The 26,516-nt window shown below is 61.3% G+C and carries 26 protein-coding genes; 18 read left to right on the top strand and 8 right to left on the bottom strand.

The features are described 5' to 3' along the window. Positions 1–5 precede the first annotated feature (5 nt). Both FEZ60_RS21705 and FEZ60_RS21700 read right to left on the bottom strand, forming a co-directional pair. The gene (locus tag FEZ60_RS21705) at positions 6–302 is read right to left on the bottom strand and encodes a hypothetical protein (protein ID WP_033233220.1); all 297 of its coding nucleotides are present in this window, start codon (positions 300–302) and stop codon (positions 6–8) included. Continuing rightward, positions 280–1,443 carry a Rieske 2Fe-2S domain-containing protein gene (locus tag FEZ60_RS21700; protein ID WP_033233219.1) on the bottom strand — a complete coding sequence of 388 codons (1,164 nt, stop codon included), beginning with the start codon at positions 1,441–1,443 and terminating at the stop codon, positions 280–282. The genes FEZ60_RS21705 and FEZ60_RS21700 overlap by 23 nt, the downstream gene beginning before the upstream one ends. A 237-nt stretch (positions 1,444–1,680) precedes the next feature. On the opposite strand from FEZ60_RS21700, the gene hsaA reads away from it, so the two are divergent. The 7 genes from hsaA (at position 1,681) to FEZ60_RS21665 (ending at position 9,046) form a co-directional block, all read left to right on the top strand. Next, the gene (gene hsaA, locus FEZ60_RS21695) at positions 1,681–2,847 is read left to right on the top strand and encodes a 3-hydroxy-9,10-secoandrosta-1,3,5(10)-triene-9,17-dione monooxygenase oxygenase subunit (RefSeq protein ID WP_045064965.1); all 1,167 of its coding nucleotides are present in this window, start codon (positions 1,681–1,683) and stop codon (positions 2,845–2,847) included. 45 nt (positions 2,848–2,892) lie between these two features. Then, complete coding sequence (locus FEZ60_RS21690; protein WP_233364699.1) at positions 2,893–4,188, top strand: glutamine synthetase family protein; 1,296 nt, start codon at positions 2,893–2,895, stop codon at positions 4,186–4,188. Positions 4,189–4,244: 56 nt separating this feature from the next. Next, positions 4,245–4,595, top strand: coding sequence for a metalloregulator ArsR/SmtB family transcription factor (locus FEZ60_RS21685; protein ID WP_045064961.1), 351 nt, complete (start codon positions 4,245–4,247; stop codon positions 4,593–4,595). Beyond that, entirely contained in the window at positions 4,588–5,046 is a 459-nt protein-coding gene (locus FEZ60_RS21680; protein WP_045064958.1) for an SRPBCC domain-containing protein, read from the top strand. The genes FEZ60_RS21685 and FEZ60_RS21680 overlap by 8 nt, the downstream gene beginning before the upstream one ends. Before the next feature lie 99 nt (positions 5,047–5,145). Then, positions 5,146–6,018 carry an SMP-30/gluconolactonase/LRE family protein gene (locus FEZ60_RS21675; RefSeq protein ID WP_172936971.1) on the top strand — a complete coding sequence of 291 codons (873 nt, stop codon included), beginning with the start codon at positions 5,146–5,148 and terminating at the stop codon, positions 6,016–6,018. A 10-nt stretch (positions 6,019–6,028) separates the two neighbouring features. Further along, positions 6,029–7,033, top strand: a complete 1,005-nt coding sequence (locus tag FEZ60_RS21670) for a TIGR03617 family F420-dependent LLM class oxidoreductase (protein ID WP_172936970.1) — start codon at positions 6,029–6,031, stop codon at positions 7,031–7,033. Between the two features lie 102 nt (positions 7,034–7,135). Then, complete coding sequence (locus tag FEZ60_RS21665; RefSeq protein WP_172936969.1) at positions 7,136–9,046, top strand: alkyl sulfatase dimerization domain-containing protein; 1,911 nt, start codon at positions 7,136–7,138, stop codon at positions 9,044–9,046. 57 nt (positions 9,047–9,103) lie between these two features. On the opposite strand, the gene FEZ60_RS21660 is transcribed toward FEZ60_RS21665, so the two are convergent. Further along, positions 9,104–10,636, bottom strand: coding sequence for an FAD-dependent oxidoreductase (locus FEZ60_RS21660; RefSeq protein WP_172936968.1), 1,533 nt, complete (start codon positions 10,634–10,636; stop codon positions 9,104–9,106). A 171-nt stretch (positions 10,637–10,807) separates the two neighbouring features. On the opposite strand from FEZ60_RS21660, the gene FEZ60_RS21655 reads away from it, so the two are divergent. The 8 genes from FEZ60_RS21655 (at position 10,808) to FEZ60_RS21620 (ending at position 20,223) form a co-directional block, all read left to right on the top strand. Continuing rightward, positions 10,808–11,419 carry a TetR family transcriptional regulator gene (locus tag FEZ60_RS21655; RefSeq protein ID WP_033233213.1) on the top strand — a complete coding sequence of 204 codons (612 nt, stop codon included), beginning with the start codon at positions 10,808–10,810 and terminating at the stop codon, positions 11,417–11,419. A 181-nt stretch (positions 11,420–11,600) separates the two neighbouring features. Beyond that, a complete protein-coding gene (locus FEZ60_RS21650) occupies positions 11,601–12,764 on the top strand; it encodes a steroid 3-ketoacyl-CoA thiolase (protein WP_033233804.1) in 1,164 nt (387 codons plus the stop codon). Between the two features lie 34 nt (positions 12,765–12,798). Next, positions 12,799–14,979 carry an acyl-CoA dehydrogenase gene (locus FEZ60_RS21645; protein ID WP_033233212.1) on the top strand — a complete coding sequence of 727 codons (2,181 nt, stop codon included), beginning with the start codon at positions 12,799–12,801 and terminating at the stop codon, positions 14,977–14,979. Between the two features lie 7 nt (positions 14,980–14,986). After that, a complete protein-coding gene (locus FEZ60_RS21640; protein ID WP_116102741.1) occupies positions 14,987–16,189 on the top strand; it encodes a lipid-transfer protein in 1,203 nt (400 codons plus the stop codon). Next, positions 16,189–17,058 (top strand): MaoC/PaaZ C-terminal domain-containing protein, encoded by an 870-nt coding sequence (locus FEZ60_RS21635; RefSeq protein ID WP_033233210.1) that lies wholly within the window; start codon positions 16,189–16,191, stop codon positions 17,056–17,058. Before FEZ60_RS21640 ends, FEZ60_RS21635 begins: the two co-directional genes overlap by 1 nt. Next, complete coding sequence (locus FEZ60_RS21630; RefSeq protein ID WP_033233208.1) at positions 17,058–17,708, top strand: PaaI family thioesterase; 651 nt, start codon at positions 17,058–17,060, stop codon at positions 17,706–17,708. Before FEZ60_RS21635 ends, FEZ60_RS21630 begins: the two co-directional genes overlap by 1 nt. A 25-nt stretch (positions 17,709–17,733) precedes the next feature. After that, positions 17,734–18,522, top strand: coding sequence for a glucose 1-dehydrogenase (locus FEZ60_RS21625; RefSeq protein WP_033233207.1), 789 nt, complete (start codon positions 17,734–17,736; stop codon positions 18,520–18,522). Between the two features lie 255 nt (positions 18,523–18,777). Next, on the top strand, positions 18,778–20,223 hold the full coding sequence (locus tag FEZ60_RS21620) for an aldehyde dehydrogenase (protein ID WP_033233205.1): 1,446 nt from the start codon (positions 18,778–18,780) through the stop codon (positions 20,221–20,223). Positions 20,224–20,269: 46 nt separating this feature from the next. On the opposite strand, the gene FEZ60_RS21615 is transcribed toward FEZ60_RS21620, so the two are convergent. Continuing rightward, complete coding sequence (locus tag FEZ60_RS21615) at positions 20,270–21,742, bottom strand: FAD-dependent oxidoreductase (RefSeq protein WP_116102744.1); 1,473 nt, start codon at positions 21,740–21,742, stop codon at positions 20,270–20,272. Positions 21,743–21,937: 195 nt separating this feature from the next. Here FEZ60_RS21615 and FEZ60_RS21610 point away from each other — a divergent pair, with 195 nt between their 5' ends. Beyond that, entirely contained in the window at positions 21,938–22,078 is a 141-nt protein-coding gene (locus FEZ60_RS21610; RefSeq protein ID WP_165826230.1) for a hypothetical protein, read from the top strand. 523 nt (positions 22,079–22,601) lie between these two features. Further along, positions 22,602–23,102 (top strand): hypothetical protein, encoded by a 501-nt coding sequence (locus FEZ60_RS21605; protein ID WP_033233204.1) that lies wholly within the window; start codon positions 22,602–22,604, stop codon positions 23,100–23,102. Between the two features lie 121 nt (positions 23,103–23,223). Here FEZ60_RS21605 and FEZ60_RS21600 read toward each other — a convergent pair whose 3' ends face one another. Next, positions 23,224–23,481, bottom strand: a complete 258-nt coding sequence (locus FEZ60_RS21600; RefSeq protein WP_092804012.1) for a hypothetical protein — start codon at positions 23,479–23,481, stop codon at positions 23,224–23,226. Positions 23,482–23,745: 264 nt separating this feature from the next. On the opposite strand from FEZ60_RS21600, the gene FEZ60_RS21595 reads away from it, so the two are divergent. Next, positions 23,746–24,255 (top strand): nuclear transport factor 2 family protein, encoded by a 510-nt coding sequence (locus FEZ60_RS21595; protein ID WP_033233802.1) that lies wholly within the window; start codon positions 23,746–23,748, stop codon positions 24,253–24,255. Between the two features lie 414 nt (positions 24,256–24,669). On the opposite strand, the gene FEZ60_RS21590 is transcribed toward FEZ60_RS21595, so the two are convergent. The 3 genes from FEZ60_RS21590 to FEZ60_RS21580 form a co-directional block, all read right to left on the bottom strand. Continuing rightward, on the bottom strand, positions 24,670–26,040 hold the full coding sequence (locus FEZ60_RS21590; RefSeq protein ID WP_033233202.1) for a cytochrome P450: 1,371 nt from the start codon (positions 26,038–26,040) through the stop codon (positions 24,670–24,672). 55 nt (positions 26,041–26,095) lie between these two features. Then, a complete protein-coding gene (locus FEZ60_RS21585) occupies positions 26,096–26,311 on the bottom strand; it encodes a ferredoxin (RefSeq protein ID WP_033233201.1) in 216 nt (71 codons plus the stop codon). A 32-nt stretch (positions 26,312–26,343) separates the two neighbouring features. Then, positions 26,344–26,516, bottom strand: a 173-nt coding sequence (locus tag FEZ60_RS21580) for an SDR family oxidoreductase (RefSeq protein WP_172936967.1), incomplete at its 5' end; no start/stop codon positions are given.

Raw genomic sequence — 26,516 nt, 5'->3', positions numbered from 1 at the left:
CTTGACTAATGAAACGGAGCGGGAACGGGTTCGCTGTCGTCGACGATCGGCTTGGGCACCGGCTCGTCGTTGAGGATCTCGAGCTCGCCTGCCGTTGCAGCGTTCACGATGGACGCGATCAAGGCGCCGCACTCCTTGCGAGGAGCGCCTGGGCGTCCCTCACGTTGCCCGAATTCACGTTCGTCGGCGATCTCGAGGCACTTGGCGCGGGCCTGGTCACTCCACTGAACGGTGGTGTGTTCCCAACTGTTCTTCTGGACCAGGACCTGCGCCTTGCACTCAGCGCACTGAAGAGGCTGCATCTTCGTCTGCCTTCTTCGCAGCGAGGTTGTCTTCGACTTCCTTCTGCCAGGCGGCGACGGGGCGCGCGGTGTCGAGTTCGAATTCGAAGCGTTCGGTCATCTCGGGAGCGATGTCCGCGACGTCGACGTAGAACTGCTCGTACCAGCGACGGAGCTGGTAGACCGGGCCGTCCTCTTCGCACAGGAGTGGGTTCTCGATGCGAGTCTTGTTCTTCCAGATCTCGACGTCCTGCTCGAAGCCCTTGGCGATGAACGTGCCGAAGTTCGCTGCCATCGCGTCGGCGGCTTCACCCTGGAAACGATCCGACTTCTTGACGATGATGCCGTACTGGAGCACGAACTTGTCTGCGCTGACCGGGTAGTGGCAGTTGATGAGTACGGAGTCGACGTTGTAGTCCTCGTACTCGTAGGTCAGGTCGTCGACCATGAAGGAGGGGCCGAAGTACGTGGCGACGGAGTTGCTGCCGACCATCTTCGGGGTGCCTGCTGCGTGCGGACGCATGTCCGAGCGAGCGACGCCGCGCATGTACTGCGTTGCGGCGTGGCCTTCGAAGACGTTCTTGAAGTACGTCGGGAAGGAGTAGTGCACGTAGAAGAAGTGCGCCATGTCGACGATGTTGTCGACGATTTCGCGGCAGTTGGTGTCGACGGTCGTGGTGTACCAGACCCAGTCGCTCCACTCGTCGCTGAGCGCGCCTTCGATGCGGGGGATGGCTACGTCGTCCGTCGGCGGGTTGCCCTCGGGGTCGTGCCAGACGAAGAGCATGCCGTCCTGGTCGAGGGTCTGCCACGCGCGGGTCTTGGCGAGCGGGGGAACGCGGCGTGCGTACGGAATCTTCTGGCACTTGCCGTTGCCGCCCCAGCGCCAATCGTGGAACGGACAGGCTATGGCGTCGCCCTTGATGGTGCCCTGGCTCAGGTCGCCACCCATGTGACGGCAGTACGCGTCGAGGATCTTGACGTTGCCTTCACTGTCGGCGAAGACGACGAGCTTGGTGCCGAACGCCTCGATGGAGTGCGGTTCGCCGTCCTTGAAGGACTCCGTGAGTCCAATGCAGTGCCATCCACGTGCAAAGCGAGTAGGTGCGGTTCCAGCTTGGATCTCGCGAACCTCGTCGTTGTCGGACTGATTGATCGTCACGATGAGTCCCGTCCTTTCCAGGGTCAATGTCAGACTGACGCTAGGTGAGCCGTGATGGGCGCTCTGGCCGTCGTCTCACTAGGCGGGACCAGTGTGTGACCGAGTCGAAGACGGCATCAGTCCCGGCCTCCGGGACTTCCGGTCAGCGGAATCACGGAAGAAGATATCGTGACGGGGCATCCGCTATGTCTATTTGCCGATCCAGTTTCCGTTGATCGGTGCAAGGAGTGTCTTCCCATGGTCAACAAGGTTCTGAGCGCCGTTCGCGATCTGCTTCCCAAGATTGCCGAGCGAGCTCAGAAGGTGGACGACTCCAGGAAGATACCGGATCGAACCATTCGTGAGCTTGGCGATGCGGGTGTCTTCGCGATGCTGCAGCCCAAGCGCTACGGCGGCGCCGAGAGTGATCCCGTCCAGTTCTACGAAGTGGTTCGTGCGATTTCTGCAGCCTGCGGGTCGACCGGGTGGGTCGCCTCCGTCGTCGGCGTACATCCGTGGCATCTGGCCCTCTTCGACGACCGTGCCCAGGCAGATGTCTGGGGCGATGACCAGTCGACGCTCATCTCGTCCGCCTATGCGCCGGTCGGTCGTCTGACGGCGGTGGAAGGCGGATACGAGCTGTCCGGCAACTGGGGATTTTCCTCCGGGTGTGAGCACGCAACCTGGGCTTTGCTTGGAGCGATGGTCGTGGGCATGGACGGGCGTCCGGTCGACTTCATGACTGTGTTGGTACCGCGCACGGATTACGAGATCCGTGACGTCTGGGACGTGGTGGGCATGCGCGGGACGGCGAGCAACGAAATAGTTGTGAAGAAGGCCTTTGTCCCCGAGCACCGGTTGAAGCGCAATTACGAGACGGCCCACTTGCAGGGACCCGGCCAGGCGGTCAATCCCGGTCCGCTGTACAAATTGCCCTTCGGAACTATCTTCACGTCGACGGTGGCAGCACCTTGCGTGGGAATTGTCGCCGGTTGCTACGAGGGTTACCTCGAAGTCATGCGCGAGCGTGTTCGGCTCAGCCTGGGCGGTGGACGGTTCAGCGAGGACCAATTCGCTCAGGTGGCCGTGGCGCGGGCGTCGTCGGAGATCGATGCGGCGATTCTGCAGATGGATCGCAACGTCCGCGAGATGTACGAACTCGCCGCGGCCGGTAAGGAGCTGCCGCTCTCGATGCGGCTGCGTGCTCGGCGTGACCAGGTTCGCGCTACGGAGCGTTCGGTGGAAGCGATCGACATGCTGTTCAAGACGGCCGGCGGAAACTCGCTGTCGCGCGGCAACCCGATCGAGCGGGCGTGGCGCGACGTTCACGCGGGCAGCGTGCATGTGGCAAACGAACCGGAGCGGGCGCTGGCGCTGTACGGACGGGCAGCATTCGGTTTGCCGGTCGAAGACAATCTGATCTGACTGTCCCGGGTTCACAATGTGAGGTTGCGGGGTAACCTCCGCCCTGTGAGGTACACCTCCGAACTGATCATCGGGTCGATTGTCGATCTGGCTGGTGTTTCGCGGGCGAAAATGGTGCCCGCGAACAGGGTTGACGTTTTTGTCACCAGCGGGATGGGTGCGTCGCCGAGCTGGAGTGTGTTCTGCGCCGACGACGCCCTCGCCTTCACCGAGGAGCTTTCCGCGGTGGGTGATCTTCGGTTGAGGATCGTGGAATCAGACCTGCGTGCCGTGGGGGACGATGTGTCCTGGGCGCCTGCGACCCTGCACGAGTTGGACGGCTCGATATCGGCTGTGTGCAGTCGAACGGCGTTACGACGCACAGTCCAGACGCTTGCGCACGACAATCTCGAAGCTCGGGTGGGTCACGAAATCGAGTTCACACTCTTCGGCGGGGTTGTGGCCGAACAATGGTCAGCCTACGGACTCGGAGCTGCACTTGCGCAGGAGAGCTTTGTCAGGGATCTATTGGTGAATGCCGAACGCGCCCAACTGAATATCGAACAGTTTCACGCGGAGTACGGCCTCGGTCAGTTCGAGATCTCGCTGGCGCCGGCGTCACCGCTCGAAGCGGCCGACAGCGTGATCACAGCCCGAATTCTGATCTGCCGCACCGCCCGATCGCACGGAATGGCTGCATCGTTCTCGCCGATGCCCATTGTGGGTGGATCGGGAAACGGTGCACATCAGCATATTTCGTTGACTCGATCCGGCGAGTCGATCTTCTCCGGTGGAAAACAGGATTACGGGATGACCGCAGACGGTGCCGGTGCGGTGGGTGGCGTACTTGCTCACCTCGCAGACCTGGGCGCGGTGTTGGCGTCGTCGCCGCTTTCGGGACTGAGGTTGCAGCCCGACACCTGGTCAGGTGCCTTCATCTGTTGGGGTCATGAAAACCGCGAGGCCGCAGTCCGATTCTGCGCCGAATCCATCGGAAATCCTCACGGCGCCAACGTCGAAGTGAAAGTGGTGGATGCCTCCGCGAATCCGTATCTTGCTACTGCCGTCATTCTCGGCGCCATGCATGCGGGTATTGCCGGTGCGCTGACGCTGCCGCCGGAAGTGAGCGTCAATCCGTCAGGTCTGGCTGATGCACAGCGGGCGGTACTTTCGATTACGCGCATGCCGACCGAGATGGGCGAGATGCTGCAACGACTGCGTTTGTCGGAAGTTGCGAAGAGTGTCCTCGGAGACGCGATCATCGATGCAATGGTCGCCGTGAAAGCACTCGAAAGGTCACGGTGCTCGGAGTTGGACGAGTCGGTGCTCGTCGAGCGATTGCGATACGCCTGGAGTGCTTGACGGGGACCGATGGGCGTTCTAAATTTAAGTTGTTCCTTAATTAAGGAGTTGCTTAAATGAGCAATGAGCTCGACGCGGTATTCGGGGCGTTGGCAGATCCCACTCGGCGTGCGATGCTGACGCGCTTGACCAGCGGTTCCATGACCGTGGGGGAATTGGCCGAGCCGTTCGAGATGAGTCGGCCGGCGATATCGCAGCATCTGAAGGTGCTCGAAAAGGCCGGATTGATCGAACGGACGGCCTCTGCGCAATGGCGCACCTGCACGCTGCGAGCCGAAGGTCTCAACGATGCAGCCGTCTGGGTCGAGGAACACCGTCGCGGTTGGAACGAGCGTTTCGATCTTCTCGACGAGCGACTCCGTGAACTGAAGAATCCCGAATTGAAGAAGGAGAAGGGCAATGAGTGAGCACAATGTCGATCAGACCGCAGAATTCACCATCATCCGAATCTTCGACGCACCACGTGAACTTCTCTGGCGCGCGTGGACCGACCCGGACGAGGCGGCGCGCTGGTGGCACCCGCGTGGTGTGAGGAGCCCCCGCGAGCACGTCGCCATCGACCCGCGCGTTGGTGGGACATACAGCTATTTGATGATCAACGACGAGGACGGCGCCGAATACCCGACAGGCGGAACGTATCTCGAAGTCGAAGAGCCGAAGCGGCTGGTCTTCACCTGGGGTAACCCGGAGGAGTCGGTCGAGAGTGCACCCCGCATCACTGTCACGTTGGTGGAGCAAGGGGACAAGACGGAAATGACGTTCCACCTGGTTGGTATCCCCGGATTCAAGGGCGATGGGAATGTGTACGACGGTTGGAACGAGGCCTTCGACATCTTCGAGGAGTTGATGACTGAATAGTCGCAATCGGGCCCTGTGTCCGGGTGCCGGTGATTGAATGGCGGAAAGCTCGCACTTCACCGATACCGCACTTCACCGATTTAAGGGGAGTCCAAGGCCATGGCGCGTGAGACGACCGTCGTACTCGACGGCTACACCTATTTCGAATGCCCACGTTGGCACGACGACCGCATCTGGGTATCGGATTTCTATAGCCACCAGGTGGTTTCGGCTCGCGAAGACGGAACGGATGTTCGCGTCGAGGCCGAAGTTCCCGGGCAGCCGTCGGGTCTCGGCTGGTTGCCGGACGGCAGGTTGCTTGTGGTGTCGATGCGCGATCAGAAGGTCCTTCGTCGCGAACCGGACGGGCAACTGGTCGTTCATGCGGACCTGTCGACGTATGTGAGCGGCAACGTCAACGACATGCTCGTCGACGCTCACGGCCGTGCGTACGTCGGCAACTTCGGGTTCGATCTGATGAATCTGGCGGCGGTGGAGACTGCGGATCTGCTGCGGGTCGATCCGGATGGCAGCGTGCATGTTGTGGCGCGGGATCTGCACTTTCCCAACGGCATGGCACTGACTTCCAGTGGGGAACTGCTGGTGGACGAGACCTTGGGCAATCGCATCAGTGTTTTCTCCGTCGCGGACGACGGTTCCCTGGGGGAGCGTCGTGATTGGGCGACGTTCGGCGGCGTGCCTGATGGCTCGACGATGGAGTCCACCATTTCCCAGATGGTGATCGCGCCCGACGGGTGCTGCATCGATGCGGACGATTCGATGTGGGTAGCCGACGCAATCGGTAGCCGGATACTTCATGTGGCGGCGGGATCTGGAGTGATCGGCGAGATTCCCTTCGAAACCGGGGTGTTTGCCTGCGGATTGGGTGGAGCCGACGGACGAACACTGTTTGTCTGTGCGGCACCGGATTTCAACGAGCACGCACGTAAGGTGGCAACGGAAGGAAAGTTGTTGTCGATACGTCTGGAGTAGTTGGATTCACATGGAATTAGTGACGTCGCTGCCTGCCGATACCCCGCTCCGGCACGTTGCGGAACGGGTGCGCCGCATCGAGGAACTCGGTTTCGACACCGTGCACATTTCGGAGACCGTTCGAGATCCGTTTGCCGTTGCGGCTCTGGCCATTGAGCACAGTTCCAGGCTCACCGTGCGGACGTCCATGGTGGTGGCGTTTGCGCGTAGTCCGATGCTGACGGCATTGGCGGCCTGGGATCTGGCGGACTTCTCCGGCGGCCGATTCCAGTTGGGTTTGGCAACTCAGGTGCGCGGAAACATCGTCGGACGGTATTCGATGCCGTGGACGGACCCTGTTGCGCAACTGCGCGATTACGTCGGCGCTGTTCGGGCGATATTCGAGGCTTTCCGATCCGGTAGTGCTCTCGACTACGAGGGCACACACTACACATTCAATCGGTTGCAGCCGTATTTCAATCCGGGGCCGATCGACGTCCCCGCACCCGAGATCTGGACGGGCGGGGTGAACGCGCGGATGTGCGCCCTGGCAGGCGAGGTTGCCGACGGTTTTGTTGCACATCCGACAAGTTCACATCCGAAAGTGCTCGGGGAGAAGATAATTCCGGCGCTCGAGTCCGGTGGTCGGAAACCTCGGATTGTCGCAGTTCCGAAGGTGATCACCGGGCGTGATGGCGCCGCAGTAGCTGCGGCCCGTGAGCCGGTACGCAAAGAGCTTGCGTTCCTGTACTCCACACCGGCCTACCGAATTGCGTTGGATGTACTGGGATTCCCTGAGGTCGGTGAGAAGTTGACGTCGATGGCGCGCTCTGGTGACTGGGCCGATCTGGCCGGCGTACTTACCGACGACGTTCTTGACGGGTTGATCACACAATGCACGTATTCAGAGTTGCCGGAAGTGCTGACTACGAAGTACGGAAGCATCTGTGACGGCGTTGCCTTGGCGATCCCGACGGATCCGGCCGACGATGAAGGTTTCCGAAGGATGTGCGCGGAGCTTCGAGCCGCGGAGTAATGCTGCTGCGGAGTGATCTCATCTCTTGCGGGTGATGTGCCGACGGTGTCGGCAGGCCAGATTGACTCCTGAGGGTTCTGAGACGAAGTCGGAGGAGACGTCATGTCCGGGCAGGAAAAACCAGCAACAGCATTCACCGCTGAGGTCAACCGCGCGGCGGTGGCTGATTACCCGATGTCGGATCGGGAAGATTTCGGCGACATCGATCGTGGATTCATCGCAGGCTGGAAAGACGACCAGGTCTTCAACGACAAGGGCGAACTGATCCACGATGGCCGGCCTCTCGAATACATCGCTGATGACAAGCAGGCGCCCGAGTCGGTGAATCCCAGTCTGTGGCGGCAATCGCAGTTGGTGAAGCGGTGCGGTCTGTACAAGGTTGTCGACGGTCTGTATCAAGTCCGATTCGCGGTCAACCTGACCATCGTCGACGCCCCTGACGGACTGGTCATCATCGACACCACCACCAGCGCTGATCTCGCCAAGGCAGGTCTTGAACTCTTCCGCCGTGAACTCGGCAACAACAAGCCGATCGTTGCAATCATCTATACCCACACCCATTTCGACCACTACGCGGGCGTCAAAGGACTTGTGGACGAGGCCGATGTGGTGGCGGGCAAGATCCCCATCATCGCCCCGGGCACCATCGAGTCGTTCAACAAGCACGCCATTGGTGAGAACGTCATCACCGGAAACGCGATGTCGCGTCGGATGGGATACACCTTCGGTTTGATTCTGCCGCAATGTGATTGCGGGCTGGTGACCGTTGGCCTGGGCTCTGGCGCTGACGGAATGAACATCCACATGACCTACATTCCGCCGACCGACGGCATCACCAAGACCGGTGAGGTACGCAATCTCGGCGGGTGGGATTTCGAGTTCCTCTACGCTCCCGACACCGAAGCGCCGGAGGAGATGCACATCTGGATTCCTGCCATCAAAGCACTCACCTGCGCCGAGAACGCGAACCACTCGATGCACAACATCCAGACCATTCGCGGTGCGCGCACCCGAGATGCGCGCAACTTCGCCAGGTACTTGGATGAAACACTGGTGCGGTGGGGCGACGAGGTCGAAGTTCACCACGGTCCGCACACGTGGCCGGTATGGGGGAACGCCACGGTGGTGGAATTCCTTGAATCGCAACGGGACATGTACAAGTTCATTCACGATCAGGCGCTACGATTCGCGAACCAGGGCTACACGCCGCTCGAAGCTGCGGAGGTCGTCCGGCTACCGGAGGCAATCGGTCAGAAGTGGTACAACCGCTACTACCACGGCGGATTGCATCACAACGTCCGCGCTGTCTTCCACAAGGAGCTCGGCTTCTGGGACGGTGACCCTGCGACGATTTTGCCGTTGTTGCCGGTAGATCATGCCAAGCGCCACGTCGACCTGATCGGACGTGAAAAGTTGCTTGCCGAAGGGCGCAACGCTTTCGAGTCCGGTGACTACCGGTGGGCAGTGCAACTGCTGCACCACCTCATTTTTGCCGACCCTGACGACGTCGAGGCGAAGAACCTGCAGGCCGACGCCTACGAGCAGCTCGGATACCAGCAGGAAGTGCCGCAGTATCGTTCGATCTTTCTCGCCACAGCGATGGAACTGCGGAACGGGGTGACCGGTGCAGGCCAGATCAACACCGACACAACCGACACAATTCTTGCGATGCCGATCGATCTGCTTTTCGACTATGCGGGTGTACATCTCATCGCCGAAAAGGCGGACGACGTCGACATTTCCATCAACTTCAGTTTTGCTGACACAAAACAGGATTGGAACATGTGGGTGCGACGGGCGGTGTTGAACGCTCGGGCAGGGCACGTCCCGGATGCGCAACTGACGCTCAGCGGTCCCAAGCCTCTACTTGCGGGAATCCTGCTGAAACCGGGTGACGCATCAGCGATTCTCGACGGTGGGAAAGTAAGTGCAACAGGTGATCTGTCGGTATTGAAGACGATGGCCGAGGTGATGGATACCTTCGATCCGAATTTCGATATCGCCACGCCGTGAAACAAAGCAAGTGGGGCAGGCGGTACGACATCGCCTGCCCCACTTGCCTGTGTTGTGCTACTTCGCCATATCCTGGGCTGCTCGGTAGGAGAAGACCATGGCCGTGCCGAGCGGAACTCCGGGGCCGGGGTAGAAGCGGCCGCTGAGCGACGCGCTCGTGTTGCCTGCTGCGTAGAGGCCGTCGATCACGGTACCGTCGGCGCGCAGAACGTGGCCGTCGATGTCGGTGACCAAGCCGCCCTTGGTGCCGAGGTCACTGAGAACGATGCGTGCCGCGTAGAACGGGCCGGTCTCGATTGCGGTGAGTGCTGCGTTGGCGCCGCCGTTGGGCGGGCAGAAGAACGCATCGTAGGGATCTTCGCCGCGGTGGAACTGCTCGTCGACACCCAATTTTGCTGCGTCGTTGAACTTTTCGACGGTGCTACGCAGCGCGTCAGCCGGGATGCCGGTCTTTTCTGCGAGCTCTTCGAGAGTGTCTGCAGCAACCCAGGTTCCAGCCTCGAGGTGCTTGGCGGGAGGGGTGTTGGGGATGCTGATCGCGGGCAATCCGCCGCGTTCACGGGAATCGAAGATCATGAACGACGGTACGGCAGAACCATTGTCGTTGTGCGCGTCCATCGCGCGGCCGAACTGGTCGTACGGCAGCGACTCGTTGAGGTAGCGCTCGCCGGCCTTGTCGACGACCAGGCCGCCGCGGACACCGACCATGAATGCGGCGCTGCCGTCGGGCTGCTCGACGCCGGGGCAGAACCAGGCCTGATCCAGCAGCGCTGTTGCGCCGCCGACAGCAACGCCGGCACTGATCGCGTCGCCGGTATTCGCGCCGAACGGGCCCATGCTCCAGATGGCCTTGCCCGGGGTGCCTGACTGCTCGCGCAACGTGTCGTTGCCTTCGATTCCACCGGCTGCCATGAGCACGCCACGGTTTGCCTTGATGCGCTGGGTTTCGCCACCGGATTCGACCTCGGCGCCGACAACGCGGCCGTCTTCGACGATCAAGGTCAGCAGAGTGGTTTCGGTGCGCAGATCGGCCTTGCCGGTGCTCTGAACGGCTGCGAGTAGACGGCCGATCAGTGCACGTCCGCCGATCATCTTGCCGGGCGCATGGCCCTGGCCGGTTCGGTCCTGATCGAGCTCGGGACGAACCAGTTCTGCGAGGTCGCCGATGTCAGCCGGGTCGAGATCGAGCGGGTTGATGGAGCGTCCCGTGTCCATCCGGCCTTCAGCCTTGTAGTAGTCGGGGAAAGCCCGGAACTCGAATTCGATGTTCGGGTTCTTCTCCAGTAGCGCGACGACAGCGGGGGCTGTGTCGACGTACGCGTCCTGGCGATCGGACTCGGAATCACCGAGCAGCGAGCGCAGGTAGGTGCGCGCGTTCTCGGTGGAATCGGGCAGGCCGGCACGTTCCTGGACCTGAGTTCCCGGCAGCCAGATGGAAGCTCCGGAGTACGACGACGTTCCGCCGAAGCGGTTGGTCTTTTCGATCACGATGGTGCTCAATCCGGCAGCTGCGGCGGTATAAGCACCGGTCAGCGCGCCGCCGCCGGAACCGACGACCAATACGTCGCACTCCGTGGTCCAGTCCTGCATCATTGCGTCCTAACTCGAAGAGGGTGGGGCCTATACGCAATACCCAGTGGCCCGCGTTGGCTATGTCAGGTCTCACTCAGCGGGCAATATGCCGACATGCGGGGATTGGGTGCGAGAATTGACTCGGTCGTCCGCGGCCGCTACACACTCACAGGATGATTAGGGGCGACGGTGCCGAGAATTGCCGAGGTCAGAGACGCGGCCGAGCCCAGTTCGGACGAGCAGCGGGCACGCCATGTCCGGATGTTGCAAGCTGCAGAAGAGCTGGCGACGGAGAAGGAACTTGCTCGCGTCCAGATGCACGAGGTCGCGAAGCGTGCCGGAGTCGCTATCGGGACGCTGTACCGCTACTTCCCGTCGAAAACTCACTTGTTCGTTGCCGTGATGGTCGAGCAGATCGATCAGATCGGCGACACCTTCACCAAGCATCAGGTGCAGTCGGCAAATCCGCAGGATGCCGTCTACGAAGTGTTGGTGCGCGCCACCCGTGGATTACTGCGTCGGCCGGCCCTCTCGACAGCGATGCTGCAATCAACCAGCACCGCCAACGTCGCAACAGTTCCCGATGCAGGCAAGATCGATCGGGGTTTTCGTCAGATCGTGTTGGATGCGGCGGGAATCGACAATCCCACCGAAGACGACAACACCGCATTGCGACTGCTGATGCAGCTGTGGTTCGGCGTGATTCAGTCCTGCCTCAACGGCAGGATCTCGATTCCCGACGCGGAGTACGACATCCGTAAGGGTTGCGATTTGCTTCTGGTCAATCTTTCGCGGCACTGACAGCGATTCGCCTCCGGGCGTTGAGCTTGTCTTTATTCTCAAAATTGAAATGAATTCTAATTCAAGAAGCGTACTGAACGTGGACCGCCGCGTTGCTCTACTTAAATAAATAGAATACATTGCAGAAAAGTGATAGGTGAGCCAGCTCACCAACCGATATCTCTACGAAGGAGCGCTCATCATGGGCCATGCAGTCATCGTCGAAGCCGCCCGCACACCGATCGGCCGTCGTCGCGGCGCGCTGGCGGGACTGCACCCCGCCGAGATTCTGGGAGCAGCGCAGCTCGGAGTTCTCGAACGGGCAGGCGTCGCCCCGGAAGACATCGGACAGATCATCGGCGGCTGTGTCACCCAGGCGGGCGAGCAGTCCAACAACGTCACGCGTCAGGCATGGCTGCACGCCGGACTGCCTTACAGCACCGCGGCAACCACCATCGACTGCGCCTGTGGATCTGCCCAGCAGGCAGTGCATTTGATTTCCGGCCTCATTTCCTCGGGTCAGATCTCAGCCGGTATCGGCTGTGGCGTCGAGGCTATGAGTCGTGTGTTCCTGGGCCAGGCAAATGCGCCCGGAACGGGAAACCCGTACCCGGACGACTGGACGATCGACATGGGCGACCAGTTCACCTCTGCGCAGCGAATTGCCGAGAAGCGTGGCATCACGCGCGCCGACGTCGACGCATTCGGTCTCGAGTCGCAGCGCCGCGCAGCCCAGGCTTGGGCCGAAGGTCGCTTCGACCGTGAAATCGTGCCCGTCAAGGCTCCGGTCGTCACCAAGGAAGGTACGCCGACCGGCGAGATCGCTACGGTGACCCGTGACGGCGGCCTTCGCGAGACCACTGCGGAAGCGCTCGCCGGACTCAAGCCGGTCATCGAGGGTCATATCCACACCGCCGGCAACTCGTCGCAGATCAGCGACGGAGCCGCAGCAGTGCTGCTGATGAGTGAAGAGCGCGCGCAGGAACTGGGCCTCAAGCCCCGCGCGCGGATCATCGCATCCGGCATGGTCGGATCCGATCCCTTCTACCACCTGGACGGACCGATCGAGTCCACCCAGATGGTGCTCGACAAGGCCGGAATGACCCTGAACGACATCGATCTCGTCGAAATCAACGAGGCTTTTGCCTCCGTCGTCCTCTCCTGGGCGCAGGTCCACGGGGCAGACCTGTCCAAGGTCAACGTCAACGGCGGCGCAATCGCTCTGGGACACCCCGTCGGTTCCACCGGTGCTCGCCTGATCACGACGGCGCTGCACGAACTCGAGCGTTCCGACAAGTCCACGGCTCTGATCACGATGTGCGCCGGTGGAGCTCTCTCGACCGCCACCATCATCGAACGCATCTGATCCGTACTCACACTTTCGAATTGACGAGGTAGACATGACTATTGGATTGAGTGAAGAAGATCGCGACCTCCGCGATTCCGTACGGGGCTGGGCCGCGCGCCACGCAACGCCCGCCGTCATCCGCGAAGCTGTCGAGGCCAAGGTCGAGACCCGCCCGCAACTCTGGGACGGGCTTGCCGAGCAGGGCCTTCTGGGTCTGCACGTAGCCGAGGAATTCGGTGGCGCCGGATACGGATTGGTCGAACTTGCGATCGTCGTCGAGGAACTGGGGCGTTCGATGGTTCCCGGCCCGTTCCTGCCGACCGTGCTGGTCAGCGCAGTCCTCAGCGACGCCGGAGTCACCGCGCCGCTTGCCGGCCTGGTCGACGGCAGCACACTCGGAGCTGTTGCCGTGCAGCCCGGTTCGCTGAAGATCACCCGTGACGGTGACACCGCTACCCTCAGCGGAACGTCGAGCCACATCCTCGGCGGACATGTCGGCGACCAGTTCCTACTCGCCACGGACAGCGGTTTCGTTCTGCTCGGACGCGACCGGCTCGAGGTCACCGACTTGGCCAGCTACGACGTCGTGCGTCGTAATTCCGAGGTCACCGTCGACGGACTGGTGCTCACCGCCGCCGAGATCCTCGACATCGACAGCCAGCGTGTACTCGACATCGCCGCAACCCTGTTCGCGGCCGAGGCGTCGGGTCTGGCCGACTGGGCGGTGACCACTTCTGCCGACTACGCGAAGGTGCGTCAGCAGTTCGGGCGCCCGATCGGTCAGTTTCAGGGTGTCAAGCACAAGGCTGCCCGGATGCTTGCTCTTGCCGAGCAGGCCCGCGTCTGTGCTTGGGACGCAGCGCGTGCGCTGACGCCCGCAAACGGAGTCGGTGCCGAAGAGGCTTCTCTCGCAGCAGCAGTCGCCGGAGCCACGGCCCTCGAAGCCGGTTTCTCCGTCACCCGTGACTGCATCCAGGTGCTCGGCGGAATCGGCTACACGTGGGAGCACGACGCGCACCTGTACCTGCGTCGCGCGCAGTCCCTGCGGATTCTGTTGGGCTCCACCGCTTCTTGGCGCCGCCGCGTCGCCGCGCTGACCATTGCCGGCACCCGCCGCGTGCTCAGTATCGAATTGCCGCCGGAGGCCGAGGCGATCCGCGCCGATGTTCGCGCTGAACTCGCTCCGGCTCTCGAACTCGAAGGCGCCGCGCAGAAGACGTACCTCGCGGAAAAGGGCTACACCGCACCGCACTTCACGGCTCCGTGGGGCAAGTCCGCCGACGCCGTCAGCCAGCTCGTGATCGCCGAGGAACTGCGCGCGGCGAAGATCAAGCCGCACGACATGATTATCGGAAACTGGGTCATCCCGACGCTCATCGCGCACGGCAACGAAGAGCAGCTTGCCAAGTTCGTCCCACCGTCACTGCGCGGTGACATCGTCTGGTGCCAGCTCTTCTCCGAGCCGGGCGCAGGTTCCGACCTCGCAGCTCTGAGCACGAAGGCCACCAAGGTCGACGGTGGCTGGAAGTTGCAGGGCCAGAAGGTATGGACGTCGATGGCACGCGACGCGCACTGGGGCATCTGCCTCGCCCGCACCGACGCCGACGCCCCCAAGCACAAGGGCCTGTCCTACTTCCTCATCGACATCAAGAACAGCGGCCTCGACATTCGCCCGCTGCGCGAGATCACCGGTGAAGCACTGTTCAACGAAGTCTTCTTCGACGACGTCTTCGTTCCCGACGAGTGCCTCGTCGGCGGGCCGGGCGACGGCTGGAAGCTCGCTCGAACCACTCTGGCCAACGAGCGTGTCTCGCTGTCGAACGACTCCTCCCTGGGATCGGGCGGCGAGGCACTGCTGAGCCTGGTCGACGGACTGCCAGGCGGAATCGACGACGAGCAGCTGACGGTACTCGGAAAGGTGCTGTGTGACGCGCAGTCCGGCGGTTTGCTGGGTCTGCGGACCACGCTGCGCTCGCTGTCCGGTGCGCAGCCTGGTGCGGAGTCCTCCGTTGCGAAGCTCATCGGTGTCGAGCACATCCAGCAGGTGTGGGACGTGGCCATGGAGTGGGCCGGACCGAGTTCGCTACTGGGCGACCAGCATCGGATGTCTGCAACTCAGATGTTCCTGAACTCGCAGTGCATGTCCATCGCGGGTGGTACAACGAATGTTCAGCTCAACATCATCGGTGAGCGAATCCTGGGTCTACCTCGTGACCCCGAACCGGGAAAGTGATCTGCACATGAGCAATCGCACATTCGTCATCGGCGTGGGTATGACCAAGTTCGAGAAGATCGAGACCCGTGACTGGGAATACCCGGACATGGTGACCGAAGCTGTCACGAACGCACTCACCGATGCAGGGATCAGCTACGGCCAGATCCAGCGCGCTGCAGTGGGTTACGTGTTCAACGCGTCGACAGCGGGCCAGCGTGCCCTGTACGAAACAGGTCTGTCCGGTATCCCGATTTTCAACGTCAACAACAACTGCGCCACCGGTTCGACGGCGCTGATGATGGCTCGCGAGTGGGTCCAGGCCGGACAAGCCGACTGTGCACTGGCCGTCGGGTTCGAGAAGATGACCAAGACGGCACTGACCGGCAACGGTGAGATGCCCAAGGTCACCACCTTGGACTCGCAGTTGAAGATCATGGTCGAGGATTACGGGTTCGCCCGCTCGCCGATGACAGCTCAGCTGTTCGGTAACGCTGCCGTCGAGCACATGCAGAAGTACGGCACCACGGTCGAACAGATCGCTGCCGTCGCGGTCAAGAATCACAAGCACTCGGTCAACAACCCGTATGCGCAGTTCCGTGACGAGTACACCCTCGAACAAGTGCTCGAGGACAAGATGATCCATGCGCCGCTGACACGTTCGCAGTGCTCGCCGACCTCGGACGGTGCCGGTGCTGCCGTCGTCGTGAGTGAGAAGTTCGTCCGTGAACACGGACTCGAGGACCGTGCGATCGAGATCGTCGCTCAGGCAATGACCACCGACACCGAGGCAGCGTTTGCCGAGAAGTCGATGATCGACGTGGTCGGCGCTCCGATGACGGCTGCGGCCGCCGAGCAGGTCTTTGCCGAAGCCGGCATCAGCATCGACGACGTCGATGTCATCGAACTGCACGACTGCTTTGCGATCAACGAGATCATCACCTACGAAGGTCTCGGAATGTGCGGCGCCGGTGAAGGCGGCAAGCTCGTCGAGTCCGGTGCCACGACGTACGGCGGCCAGTGGGTCGTCAATCCGTCTGGCGGCCTGATCTCGAAGGGCCACCCGCTAGGTGCCACCGGGTTGGCGCAGTGCGCCGAACTGACGTGGCAGCTCCGCGGTACCGCAGACGCCCGTCAGGTCGAGGGCGCTCGAATCGGATTGCAGCACAACCTCGGACTGGGCGGCGCGTGCGTCGTGACGGTCTACCGAGCCGGAACTTTGGAGAACTGATGGCTATCGATCTCGAGGTGGCATTGGCCGCCGAACCGACTGTGCGCGAAGCGTCATGGACTGACCGCGACGTCATGCTCTACCAGCTGGGCCTCGGAGCGGGAGTAAATGCTCTGGATCCTGCCGAGCTCACCTGGGTGTACGAAAAGGGTCTGAAGGTTCTTCCGACCTTCGCGATGGTTGCGGGTCAGGGCATTTCGGCAGGCGTACTGCCGCCCGCGGCGATGAACATGCCCGGCATCGACATCGATCTGCGCAAGATCCTGCACGGCGGACAGTCGCTGACCCTGCACGCGCCGATCCCGTCGACGGGTACTGCGCGCATCTCCACTCGCATTGCCGATGTGTGGGACAAGGGCAAGGCTGCCGTCATCGTGCTCGAGACTGCGGCCGCGGACTCCGACGGTAATCCTTTGTGGACCACCGGAATGCAAATCTGGGCCCGCGGTGAAGGTGGATTCGGTGGAGGCGCCGGTCCCGAAGTTGTTGCCGGAGTTCCCGATCGTGCGCCCGACGCCGTGCTCACCTCCGCAACCAGCTCGTCGCAGGCGTTGCTCTACCGGCTCAGTGCAGACATGAACCCGCTGCACGCTGATCCGGCATTCGCGAAGATGGCTGGCTTCGACGCACCGATCCTGCACGGCCTCGCGTCGTACGGCATCGTCTGCAAGGCCGTCGTGGACGGTGTGCTCGGCGGCGACCCCTCTCGGGTGAAGAACTACTCGGTGCGCTTTGCCGGTTCGTTGTTCCCGGGCGAATCCATCACCACGTCGGTGTGGCAGGACGGCAACACCTTGACGCTGGCTGCAACCTGCCCTGAGCGCGAGAACTCCCCGGTTCTCACGCACGCCACAATGGAGATCAACTGATGACCGTCGGAACCCACCCCACTGCCGCAACACATCCGGGCGGAACGGTTCTGACGTCGCCGCCGCAGGATGCTCCCATCGATCGTGCGACCGAGGCGGCGCGCAGGCTCATCGACGCGTTACAGCGCACTGACCGCGACAACGCAAACCTCGATCGAGTTGCCGAGGAACTCAACAGCATCGTCGCTCACCTCGAGCAGCATGCGCCCGAGGTCGAAGAGCGATTGATCGACATGTGGAACGGCGAAGGCGTCACTCGTCACGACCCGGTGACCGGTCGAGAAAACGCCATCGCACCGCCGGTGGTTCTCGAAGGACTCGAAGACGGTTCGGTGCAGGGCGTTGTCACGTTGACATTGCCGTACCAGGGCCCTCCCGGCCACGTGCATGGTGGCGTGTCGGCGATGCTGCTCGATCACGTCCTCGGTGTCGCGAACGCTTGGGGTGGAACAGCCGGTATGACAGCACAATTGAGCACGCGCTACCACCGTCCGACCCCGTTGTTCGTGCCCTTGACCATCAGTGGCAAGTTCATCTCCAAAGAAGGCCGCAAGGTTCACACGGTGGGCGAGATCAGGACGCCCGACGGTGAAGTGTGCGTTTCGGTCGAGGGTCTGTTCATCGACAAGACAATTCCGCGCCCCAGGTAGGGGTTCTGACGAAGGAGGAACCCCAGTGGGGAAGCTCGACGGACGCGTAGCTGTTGTGACCGGCGCCGGCATGGGCATCGGACGTGGTGTGGCAGGTGCCTTCGCGCGTGAAGGCGCGTCGGTGCTGGTTGCCGAGATCGACGAGGCGGCCGGCCTCGAAACCGCCCAGTGGTTGCGCGACGAGTGGGGCGCGGAAGCAGAATTCATCCGCACCGACGTCACCGACAAAGCTCAGGTTCTTGCCATGGTCGACAAGGCCGTCGAGCGGTTCGGACGCCTCGACATCCTGGTCAACAATGCTTGGCGGACTTTCGGTTTCGCTCGGCTGGAGAAGATGACGGACGAGCAGTTGCGCGGCGGTTTCGACATGGCAGTGATGGCCGCTTTCTGGGCCATGCAAGCCGCGTTGCCTGAACTCGAGCGTCACGGCACCGGCCGCGTGATCAACATGTGCAGCCTCAACGGCGTGAATGCTCACATGTACTCGGTGCAGTACAACGCGGCCAAGGAAGCGCTGCGGACACTGACTCGCACTGCTGCCCGCGAGTGGGCTCCCAAGCACGTGAACTGCAACGTCATCTGCCCCGGTGCGCAGAGTGCGGCGTATAAGCGTGTTGCCGAAGCTAATCCGGAGAACGTGGCCGTCATGGCCGCGCAGAATCCGATGGGGCGGATCGGCGATCCCCTCGACGATATCGGCCCCGTTGCAGCCTTCCTGGCAAGTGACGACAGTCGTTATGTCACCGGCAATACCCTCTTCGTCGACGGTGGTGGGCACATCAACGGTGTGCAGTGGGCGCCTACCGTGGACTGACTTTCGCCTGCATAGACACATGTGGCTCGACGCTGATTCAGCGTCGAGCCACTGTGCGTTTGTAGGCCTTGTCCCGTTCCTGCCGCGAGAACCCTAAACAAACGACGTCCTTGACAGCGCCTCGTGGCTCACCGATAGTAGTCAAACGAACGATCGCTAACCTGTCGATTGCAGGTTGAGGCTTCACGGCGTTGCAGTGGCGTCTGCGATCGATCGCTCAGGCTATTCTTCCGAGCTGAAAGTACCGAGGCAGACATGGAAATCGAGCATTCGACTCTGTTCATCGACGGTGAGTGGGCAAAGCCGGCAACTGGTGGTGCGATTCAGGTATTCTCGCCAACTACCGAACAGTTGTTTGGCATTTTTCCGGAATCCTCGACGGCAGATGTCGACTCGGCCGTCGCTGCCGCAGGCCGAGCACTGCGCTCCTCGGAGTGGGCAAACCTGGACGGATCCGATCGCGCCGCGATTCTCGACAGGTTCGCGGATGCTGTCGAACGGCGATCGGAGGAGCGAGCTTCGCTGGTCAGCCGGCAGAACGGTATGCCGATCACTCTCGCCCGGTTTGCTGAGGGGGACGCCCCGGTGCAGCTGCTGCGCTACTACTCCGATCTGATTCGTTCGTCGTCGGTCGAAGAAGTGCGTCAGAGTCTCTCCAGCGCCGGTACGACGATCGTTCGCAAGGAACCGGTCGGCGTCGTGGCCGCGATTGCGCCGTGGAATTACCCGGCCATCTTGTCGATGTTCAAGATCGCTCCTGCACTGGCCGCCGGTTGCACGGTAGTGCTCAAGCCTTCTCCCGAAACGACACTCGACTCCTACCTCCTGGCGGAAGCTGCCGTCGAAGCCGGCCTGCCTGCAGGTGTTCTCAATATCGTGACCGGCGGCCCCGACGTCGGTCAGTATTTGGTGGCCCACCCAGGCGTCGACAAGGTTGCGTTCACCGGTTCGACACCTGCCGGTAGGCACATCGGTCGAGTCTGTGGTGAACTTCTGCGTCCCGTCACCCTCGAACTCGGCGGAAAGTCAGCCGCGTTGATCCTCGACGATGCTGATATCGAAACGACCGTGGCGGGCCTGGCCACGGCGTCTCTGCTGAACAGTGGTCAGACGTGCTACATGTCGACGCGAATTCTTGCACCGGCCAATCGGTATTCCGAATTCCTCGATGCGGTGACTGCAATGGCGGCGTCGCTGCCGATCGGTGACCCCGCTGATGCCGGTACCTTTGTCGGCCCCTTGGTCAGCGAGCGTCAGTACAAGCGAGTTCTGTCGATGATCGACGCGGGAAGTGCCGAGGGCGCAACGGTCACGACAGGTGGCAAGCGTCCTGCGCACCTCGATCGTGGATGGTTCGTTGAGCCGACAGTATTCGGCAATCTGAGCAACGACGCGAACATCGCGAAGGACGAAGTGTTCGGGCCGGTTCTGACCGTGATCCCCTACAGCAACGAAGCCGACGCCATCGCGTTGGCGAATGATTCCGAGTACGGCCTCGGCGGCACGGTGTGGACTGCCGACCGCGATCGAGGGATCGACGTGGCCCGGAAGGTGGAAACAGGTTCCTTCGGAGTGAATACCTATGGCCTGGACTGGGGTTCGCCCTTCGGCGGGGTCAAGGCGAGTGGGGTAGGCCGTGAATTGGGGCCGGAAGGGCTCGCGTCGTACTACAGCCTCAAATCGATCTTCCTGCCGGAGTAGCACTGCTCGAATGCCCCGGAGTGCGGAACTCCGGGGCTGCGGTTGTCTATCGGCCGGCCGCCGAGATACCGGCTCTGCGGCCGAAGAAGGTGCCGTCTCCCAACGAGGTTCCGCTGATGTATCCCCAAGAATGCAGGCCTGATGTTGCTCGGCCGGCCGCGAACAGTCCAGGGATAGCTTCCCCGTCCAGATTGAGGACCCTGCCGTCGACAGTGGTCCACAGACCGCCGGTGGTAAACACCTCGGCACCGCCCCCATTCGATGCGCCAAGCTCGGGAGGTGCCATCCCGCGTCGAACATCAATTGCCGCGTAAGGAGATTGGAGCGGACGCAACCATCGCGCAGATTTGTGGAAGTACGGGTCGACTCCATCTGCTGCATGCTTGTTGTACTCACCGATCGTGGTGACCAACGCTCCTGCGGGCATCCCGATTTCTTCCTCGAGTTCTTCGAGGGTTTCGGCCACATAGTGAGGCTGCACCCCCCAACGTTCTACTTCGGGGACTTCTTCGTACGCCTGCTCATCGAGGATTACCCAGACATCGAGACCGTGGCGGTACAACGCGGCCTGACCGACCAAGCCGGGATATACATCCTCGTTGATGAAGCGTTGCCCCACGTTGTTGACGATCATGCCGCGCACCATCATTGCGGGAACCAGCGTGATTCCCACCTGGCCGGCAGACATGTGTTTGACGGCAGCTCCGACTGCCTGGGCGATAACGATGCCCCGACCGTCGTCGCCACCATCACTATTCACGCCCAATCCCACAAGTTGTGGTGCGTGTTGAGCCACCATCTCGGCATTGTCGGCGAAGCCACCGGTGGTGAGAACAACCCCGCGTCGCGCGCGGTAGGTGACCGTCTTGCCGAAACTACGTGCACTGACCCCGGCGACGCGGTCGCCGTCCATGATGAGGCGGGTGGCGTATGTATCGGTGTGTACGCCGATATTGTGTGCAGCCACCTGTTCGGAGAGTTTTGCCATCAATACCTTGCCGCCGAAGCCGTCAGCGGTGACGCGGTGACCACGCGGAGCTGGTTTGGCGAGTTCGTCGTAAGGCCAGCTGTTTTCGCCCAGCCACATCAAACCGTCATCAGTGGGTGGGACCCACGTAGGAGAATCCCACAACGACGGTTTGAACGGCACACCGTGATCGACCAGCCACTGGTAGTGCTCCAAACTGCCATGGGCGTAGGCATCGATTTTCTCTTTGTCTGCGTCCGGCCCGAGCGCAGCCATGAGGTACGCCGCCATATCTTCTGGAGTATCGGAGAATCCGCATGCACGCTGAGTTTCGGTGCCGCCGCCGAGATAGATTTCGCCACCGGACAGTGCGGACGACCCGCCTCCACCGCTTGCCCGTTCGAGCAGAATCACGTCACTGCCACGAGCGCAGGCCTCCAACGCTGCCGCTGCACCCGCGCAGCCGTATCCGACGACGAGGACTTCGGTTTCGTGGTCGAAATTCTCTACATCGTGGATATTCAGTGGGGCTACGGGATGGCGCGCACTCATAGAAGATCTCCAGTTCAGTTGTGTTTTCCGCACGCTACGGTCGCTCGTAGTGCTGGTGAAGTGCTTGTGCCATCCAGCGGGAGATGTCGGGTCTGAGTAGATAGCTCGGCAGCCAGTCGGCTGACTCGCAGAGGCCCGGCGACGTATCCTGAATCCAGAAATCGAGAACTCCGTATTGAAGAGACGAGGCTCGGGATGTCCGATTGGGTGAAGAAGATCGAGGCCGAGGCCAAAGGTCTGCTAGCCGAGGCAGAAGAAGAGCTGACGGTGTTGGAGGGCGTCGACACCATCGATCCTCTTGCCGAGCAAGGTGAAGACACGCCCACATCGGATTGAGCCTCGAGTACGCCAGGGTCCGTCAGAACGGTGGCGGGTCGTTGCCCTGGTTGGTGCGCTTTTTGGGGGGAGATCGGAAAGGCTGCCCAGAAAGTCCAGAACTGTTACATCCGGCTTACTCGCGCCCACGCAGCCCGCCAGTCCACTGAGAGCGATCACTCGTGCAGTGTCGACGACACTGAATCTGACTGACGTCGAGTGGGGCTCTGTGAATTGCGTGTTCGCTCCAGCCCAACGCTGCGCAATGTCTTCGTCGGTTGTCTCAATATCGTTATCTCATGCGCCGGAGTTGGCGCAGAGGTTGCCGTCTTGGCCGACGCCCGTCCACACCCTGCGTACTCGTGCGGGACCCATCGCCTCGACGAAGAAGACTTGGGCTTGCGATTGTCGTGTCTCGATCTCGATCGGGTTCCGTCGGGACAGTTCCTTCACTTGTATTAATTAGTTATAGTGTTTTTGTCATTGGGGTACGTCAAATCCGCGCTCTGTTGGCTAGCGGCTGGAACGAGTAGGGGTGAAGACAATGGGCGATGGCACGACAGCATTGGTGGGAAGGCTGGTTATCGACTTACCCACGTCCACGGTGACTGTCTGTAGCGCTGCGGCGAGCATTCTCGGGGAAACGTTCGTCGAATCGGTGGAACGTCAGGTCAACCAACCCCGGCGTGGTCTGCGTGATGTGCGTCCAGAGGTCGCCGCCGCGCTCAGTGCGAAGCACTGCAATCACGTAGTCCTGCGGCGGCGCGATGGAATACTGCGAGAGCCGGTAGTGATGGCTGTTGAACCAGCCAACGGCCAATCTGCCCTGATCGTCGCTCACATAGTGGATCACAGCAGGGACGAAGACTTGGCCGCCGCGGACCAGGCGGTCCTCGTGGATCTTTTGGCGGATGGTGGTGCAGATGGAGCCGCCAGGCTCGTCGGTGCGGTCGCCGAGCGGTATGGCGTAGACGATTACACTGCGTCGGCGATCCTGCGATACAACGCAGAGCGGTCTCTGGAGAAGTCGAATATGACGGTTTGATCTTGCGCGACTGGGCTTGGTTTGCCGCCTAGTTGGGCATTCCCCTTGCTTTTGATCGCGAAGGTCTCCTCGAGAGCTTCGTCATTGGCTCGATACGCCACCTACCCGCTGTCGATTGCTCCTAATTCTCAGTTGCGGCTTCGCCGGACGTGGTGAGCCTTGACTCGCCTCGGGTCTGAGCGAGGATGTTCGAAAGACTCCGGACTTCCTCTTCCAGTATCCCAACAGCGGAAACAAGCGACGACAGTACGGATACAACCGCTCCGTCGGCCAAACCTTCGTAGACGTAATTGTCCACAGCTCGGTCGAACTCGCGAGCGATGGCAACACTCATGCTGGAGCCCGACGTGAGCTCGTCACGTAGATCAGCTGCAATCACGAGGAATTCCTTTCGTTGAAAATTAATCCTTGTATTTTAAGTTTAGCGTTTCGAGTGTCGGGATGTTGGCATTCCACGACAGTGAAGGCAGGGCGATGGCCAGGGCTCGTTCGTTAGGTTGTATCTAGCCTTGGCCTTTCGCGTGATTCGGCGGTCGGGTGGAATGTCGTACCGGCCACCGGAATCCGTGAAGGAACCGGGTGAGAGATTTGGGTAGGCTAAGACGAGTTTCTCACTTTACATCTAGCGGGAAGAGTGCTCACCGTGGTTTCAACCGAATCGAACGTCATCGCCGAGTTGGCGGCCAGACAGCAGATCGCCGAATCGCTGTACTCGTACTGCCGTGGGCTCGATCGAATGGATCGACCGCTGGCCGACAGTGTCTGGCACCCAGACGGTACGGCTGACTACGGTCCAGGATATCGAGGCAGTGCAGCGGGGTTTCTCGATTTCGTGTGGGCTTACCACCTCAGGTTAGAGTCGCATTCCCATATGGTGAGCAACACCATCATCTCGGTCGATCTGAATTCGGGCACGGCGAAGAGCGAATCGTATGTCGCCGTGTGGTTGCGGTCGGCACCGTCGGGAGGAACGGTCACCGATGTGTTTCACCGCGGCCGATACGTCGATCGATGGTCTCTGCGCGAAGACTTGTGGGCAATCGATCATCGGATCTACGTTGCAGACCTCATGCATGAGACGTCGAATCAAGCGGGACCTGAAACCTGGGGGCGAAGGGACACCACAGACCCGAGCTACCAGGTTCTGGGCTGACGCAGCTATATCTCCGACGGTGACTAGGAGGATCAGATCTGTGCGACAGCAACGTCGGTCCGACATGACGGGCTACCTTGGTGACGACTCGGTTCACAATTGGTGTGTCCCGCCAGCGGACAGCGCTCTGCGGACAGTGCTGCGGGAAACTTCACTTCACGCGAGCGACTGCTCGAGCTCACTTCGATGCAGGGGCCGGCCTCGTGCCCAATCCTTGACGAAAAGGCTTCCTTAATCCCTCCCGGCTCGCCTGGAGCTAGGAGGGACAAGGGGGAGTTGCGTGAACTGTCGTAACTTGATCAGTTTTTCATCACATCGAGCCGGATCACTACTCACATCCCCAGCCCAGTCCATTGGTGTAATGCGGCAGGGAGATACTCGGAACAAGACTCCCTACCGCAACACCGCACGTTCTCAGTCGCCGACCTTCGCCGCTTCTCTCCGTGACACCACAGGTTCTGCCAAGCTCTGCTCGATGACTATCTTCTGCACTCGATCGATGGTCTCGGCGAAGCCGGGACCGAGCCGTTTGCCGGGTGTGAACGTTGCGGGCATGTTCACCAGTCCGTTGATCTGCCCTACGGACTCGTAATGCACAACTTTCTCCGAGTCGACGACGAAGTCGGGCATGCGTTCGAGCACCGCGGTCAACATCCGCTTGAAGAGGACGCGAGCGACGTTCGAGCCGATGCAGCGGTGGATACCGAGTCCGAACGCAGCATGACGGTTCGCACCGCGGTCGAAGTCCACTTCATCCGGGTTCGGGAACACATTAGGCGATCGGTTTGCCATCGCCCATGAGATCCAAAGGCGCTCGCCCTCTTTGAACTCGACGCCGTTGATCTCGATATCCTGGCTGAAGGTCCGCGCGTCGCCCTGTGCAGGGGTGAAATAGCGGAGGAATTCTTCAGTCGCCGGGTCGAGAAGAGTGTCGATCTCGTCGATGAGACGAGTTCGCTCTGCCGGATGCTGAGACAACCACAGGATGGACTGACCGGTCAGTGCGGTTGTGGTGTCGAACCCGCCGCCCACCAGCAGCATCGCTGTGCCCGTGACCTCCTGGTCGGTGAGGGGCTTGCCTACGACGGTTGTCTTCACGAGAGCGTCCATCAGGCCTGGTCGGGGATTCGCGCGCACCTCGGGCACCGCCGCGGTCAGGGCGGCACGGCTGTCCATGGCCATCTGCGTCACCCGTTCGTGGTCGGGCGAACCTGGCGGGGTGTACATCAGCGCGTGAGCGGGTTCGTTGTGAATTTCCCAGTCGGTGAGCGGCAGGCCCAACATGCCCATGGTCACGACCGCCGGAACGACGTTCGCGAGGTCGTGGACGAAATCGATACTGCCGCTTTCTATCTTGTCGTCGATGCACGCACGAACGAGGTCGTCGATGACCGGAATCCACCGTACGACGGCGGCTGGTGACAAGTAGGGGTTGAGCGTCTTCCGGAAGTCGGTCTGTTCCGGCGGATCCAGCTCGAGGAATGACGGAGTGTCGTACGGGCCATAGTCATACGCCGGGATGGAGATGCCCTTGTACCCGTTCTTGCTGCCGTCGGCGTCCCGGAAGTTGGTTACCGCGTCGGATCGGCGAGCGAGTGCGAAAACCTCGTCCATTCCGCTGGCAACCCAGTGGTCTTCGTATGAATCAGTCCACGCGATCGGACACTTCGCATGAAGCTCGTGTGTCTTCTCCGCGAACTCGATACGAAAGTTCGGCCCGTGGCGTTGATAGTCGATCGGGCACTTCTTCAGGTTTTCGACATTGCGAACATCGTCTGCTGTCATGATTGCTCCGGGTGCGATCGAGGCGCTCTTACGCAGCGCCAGAGGATATTACGGTTCAGGCTTCCTGAATTGCATGCTCGGAGATCTCGACGATCGCGCGCTCGGGGCACGAGAGCATGGCCTCGCGCGCGACGCCCTCGAGTTCGGCGGGGACGTCACCGTCGATCGCGTAGGCGTGCCCGTCCTCGTCCCTGAGTTGGAAGAGGTCGGGTGCGACCATCGAGCAGATTGTGTGTCCCTGACAGATGTCCTGGTCGACATGAATTCTCATGGTGCATCTCCTTCGGAGCTGTCGGTGGGTGTTTACGGGTGGAAGGAATGCATCTTCAGGTAACCGCCCGCATCGACCCGCATCTGAGTGCCGGTGACGTAGCGTGCTTCATCGGAGGCAAGGTAGAGGACGGCGTTGCTGATGTCGACAGGCTCGACCCACGGAATCGGCATCGCCTGCTGAACATCCCACAGGCCAGTATCCC

This window comes from Rhodococcus sp. MS16, assembly GCF_013277795.1.
GTDB lineage: Bacteria > Actinomycetota > Actinomycetes > Mycobacteriales > Mycobacteriaceae > Rhodococcus_F > Rhodococcus_F globerula.
Note: the sequence above shows the minus strand (reverse complement) of the source record. Positions and strands in the feature narration are given on the sequence as shown.

What these genes read in the sequence shown, in the direction of transcription:
- FEZ60_RS21630 (WP_033233208.1), top strand. Translation starts at nt 17,058, where the DNA reads ATGACCGTCGGAACCCACCCCACTGCCGCAACACATCCGGGCGGAACG.
- FEZ60_RS21670 (WP_172936970.1), top strand. Translation starts at nt 6,029, where the DNA reads ATGGAATTAGTGACGTCGCTGCCTGCCGATACCCCGCTCCGGCACGTT.
- FEZ60_RS21675 (WP_172936971.1), top strand. Translation starts at nt 5,146, where the DNA reads ATGGCGCGTGAGACGACCGTCGTACTCGACGGCTACACCTATTTCGAA.
- FEZ60_RS21650 (WP_033233804.1), top strand. Translation starts at nt 11,601, where the DNA reads ATGGGCCATGCAGTCATCGTCGAAGCCGCCCGCACACCGATCGGCCGT.
- FEZ60_RS21665 (WP_172936969.1), top strand. Translation starts at nt 7,136, where the DNA reads ATGTCCGGGCAGGAAAAACCAGCAACAGCATTCACCGCTGAGGTCAAC.
- FEZ60_RS21610 (WP_165826230.1), top strand. Translation starts at nt 21,938, where the DNA reads ATGTCCGATTGGGTGAAGAAGATCGAGGCCGAGGCCAAAGGTCTGCTA.
- FEZ60_RS21680 (WP_045064958.1), top strand. Translation starts at nt 4,588, where the DNA reads ATGAGTGAGCACAATGTCGATCAGACCGCAGAATTCACCATCATCCGA.
- FEZ60_RS21660 (WP_172936968.1), bottom strand. Translation starts at nt 10,636, where the DNA reads ATGCAGGACTGGACCACGGAGTGCGACGTATTGGTCGTCGGTTCCGGC.
- FEZ60_RS21590 (WP_033233202.1), bottom strand. Translation starts at nt 26,040, where the DNA reads ATGACAGCAGACGATGTTCGCAATGTCGAAAACCTGAAGAAGTGCCCG.
- FEZ60_RS21620 (WP_033233205.1), top strand. Translation starts at nt 18,778, where the DNA reads ATGGAAATCGAGCATTCGACTCTGTTCATCGACGGTGAGTGGGCAAAG.
- FEZ60_RS21585 (WP_033233201.1), bottom strand. Translation starts at nt 26,311, where the DNA reads ATGAGAATTCATGTCGACCAGGACATCTGTCAGGGACACACAATCTGC.
- FEZ60_RS21640 (WP_116102741.1), top strand. Translation starts at nt 14,987, where the DNA reads ATGAGCAATCGCACATTCGTCATCGGCGTGGGTATGACCAAGTTCGAG.
- hsaA (WP_045064965.1), top strand. Translation starts at nt 1,681, where the DNA reads ATGGTCAACAAGGTTCTGAGCGCCGTTCGCGATCTGCTTCCCAAGATT.
- FEZ60_RS21635 (WP_033233210.1), top strand. Translation starts at nt 16,189, where the DNA reads ATGGCTATCGATCTCGAGGTGGCATTGGCCGCCGAACCGACTGTGCGC.
- FEZ60_RS21605 (WP_033233204.1), top strand. Translation starts at nt 22,602, where the DNA reads ATGGGCGATGGCACGACAGCATTGGTGGGAAGGCTGGTTATCGACTTA.
- FEZ60_RS21705 (WP_033233220.1), bottom strand. Translation starts at nt 302, where the DNA reads ATGCAGCCTCTTCAGTGCGCTGAGTGCAAGGCGCAGGTCCTGGTCCAG.
- FEZ60_RS21645 (WP_033233212.1), top strand. Translation starts at nt 12,799, where the DNA reads ATGACTATTGGATTGAGTGAAGAAGATCGCGACCTCCGCGATTCCGTA.
- FEZ60_RS21615 (WP_116102744.1), bottom strand. Translation starts at nt 21,742, where the DNA reads ATGAGTGCGCGCCATCCCGTAGCCCCACTGAATATCCACGATGTAGAG.
- FEZ60_RS21685 (WP_045064961.1), top strand. Translation starts at nt 4,245, where the DNA reads ATGAGCAATGAGCTCGACGCGGTATTCGGGGCGTTGGCAGATCCCACT.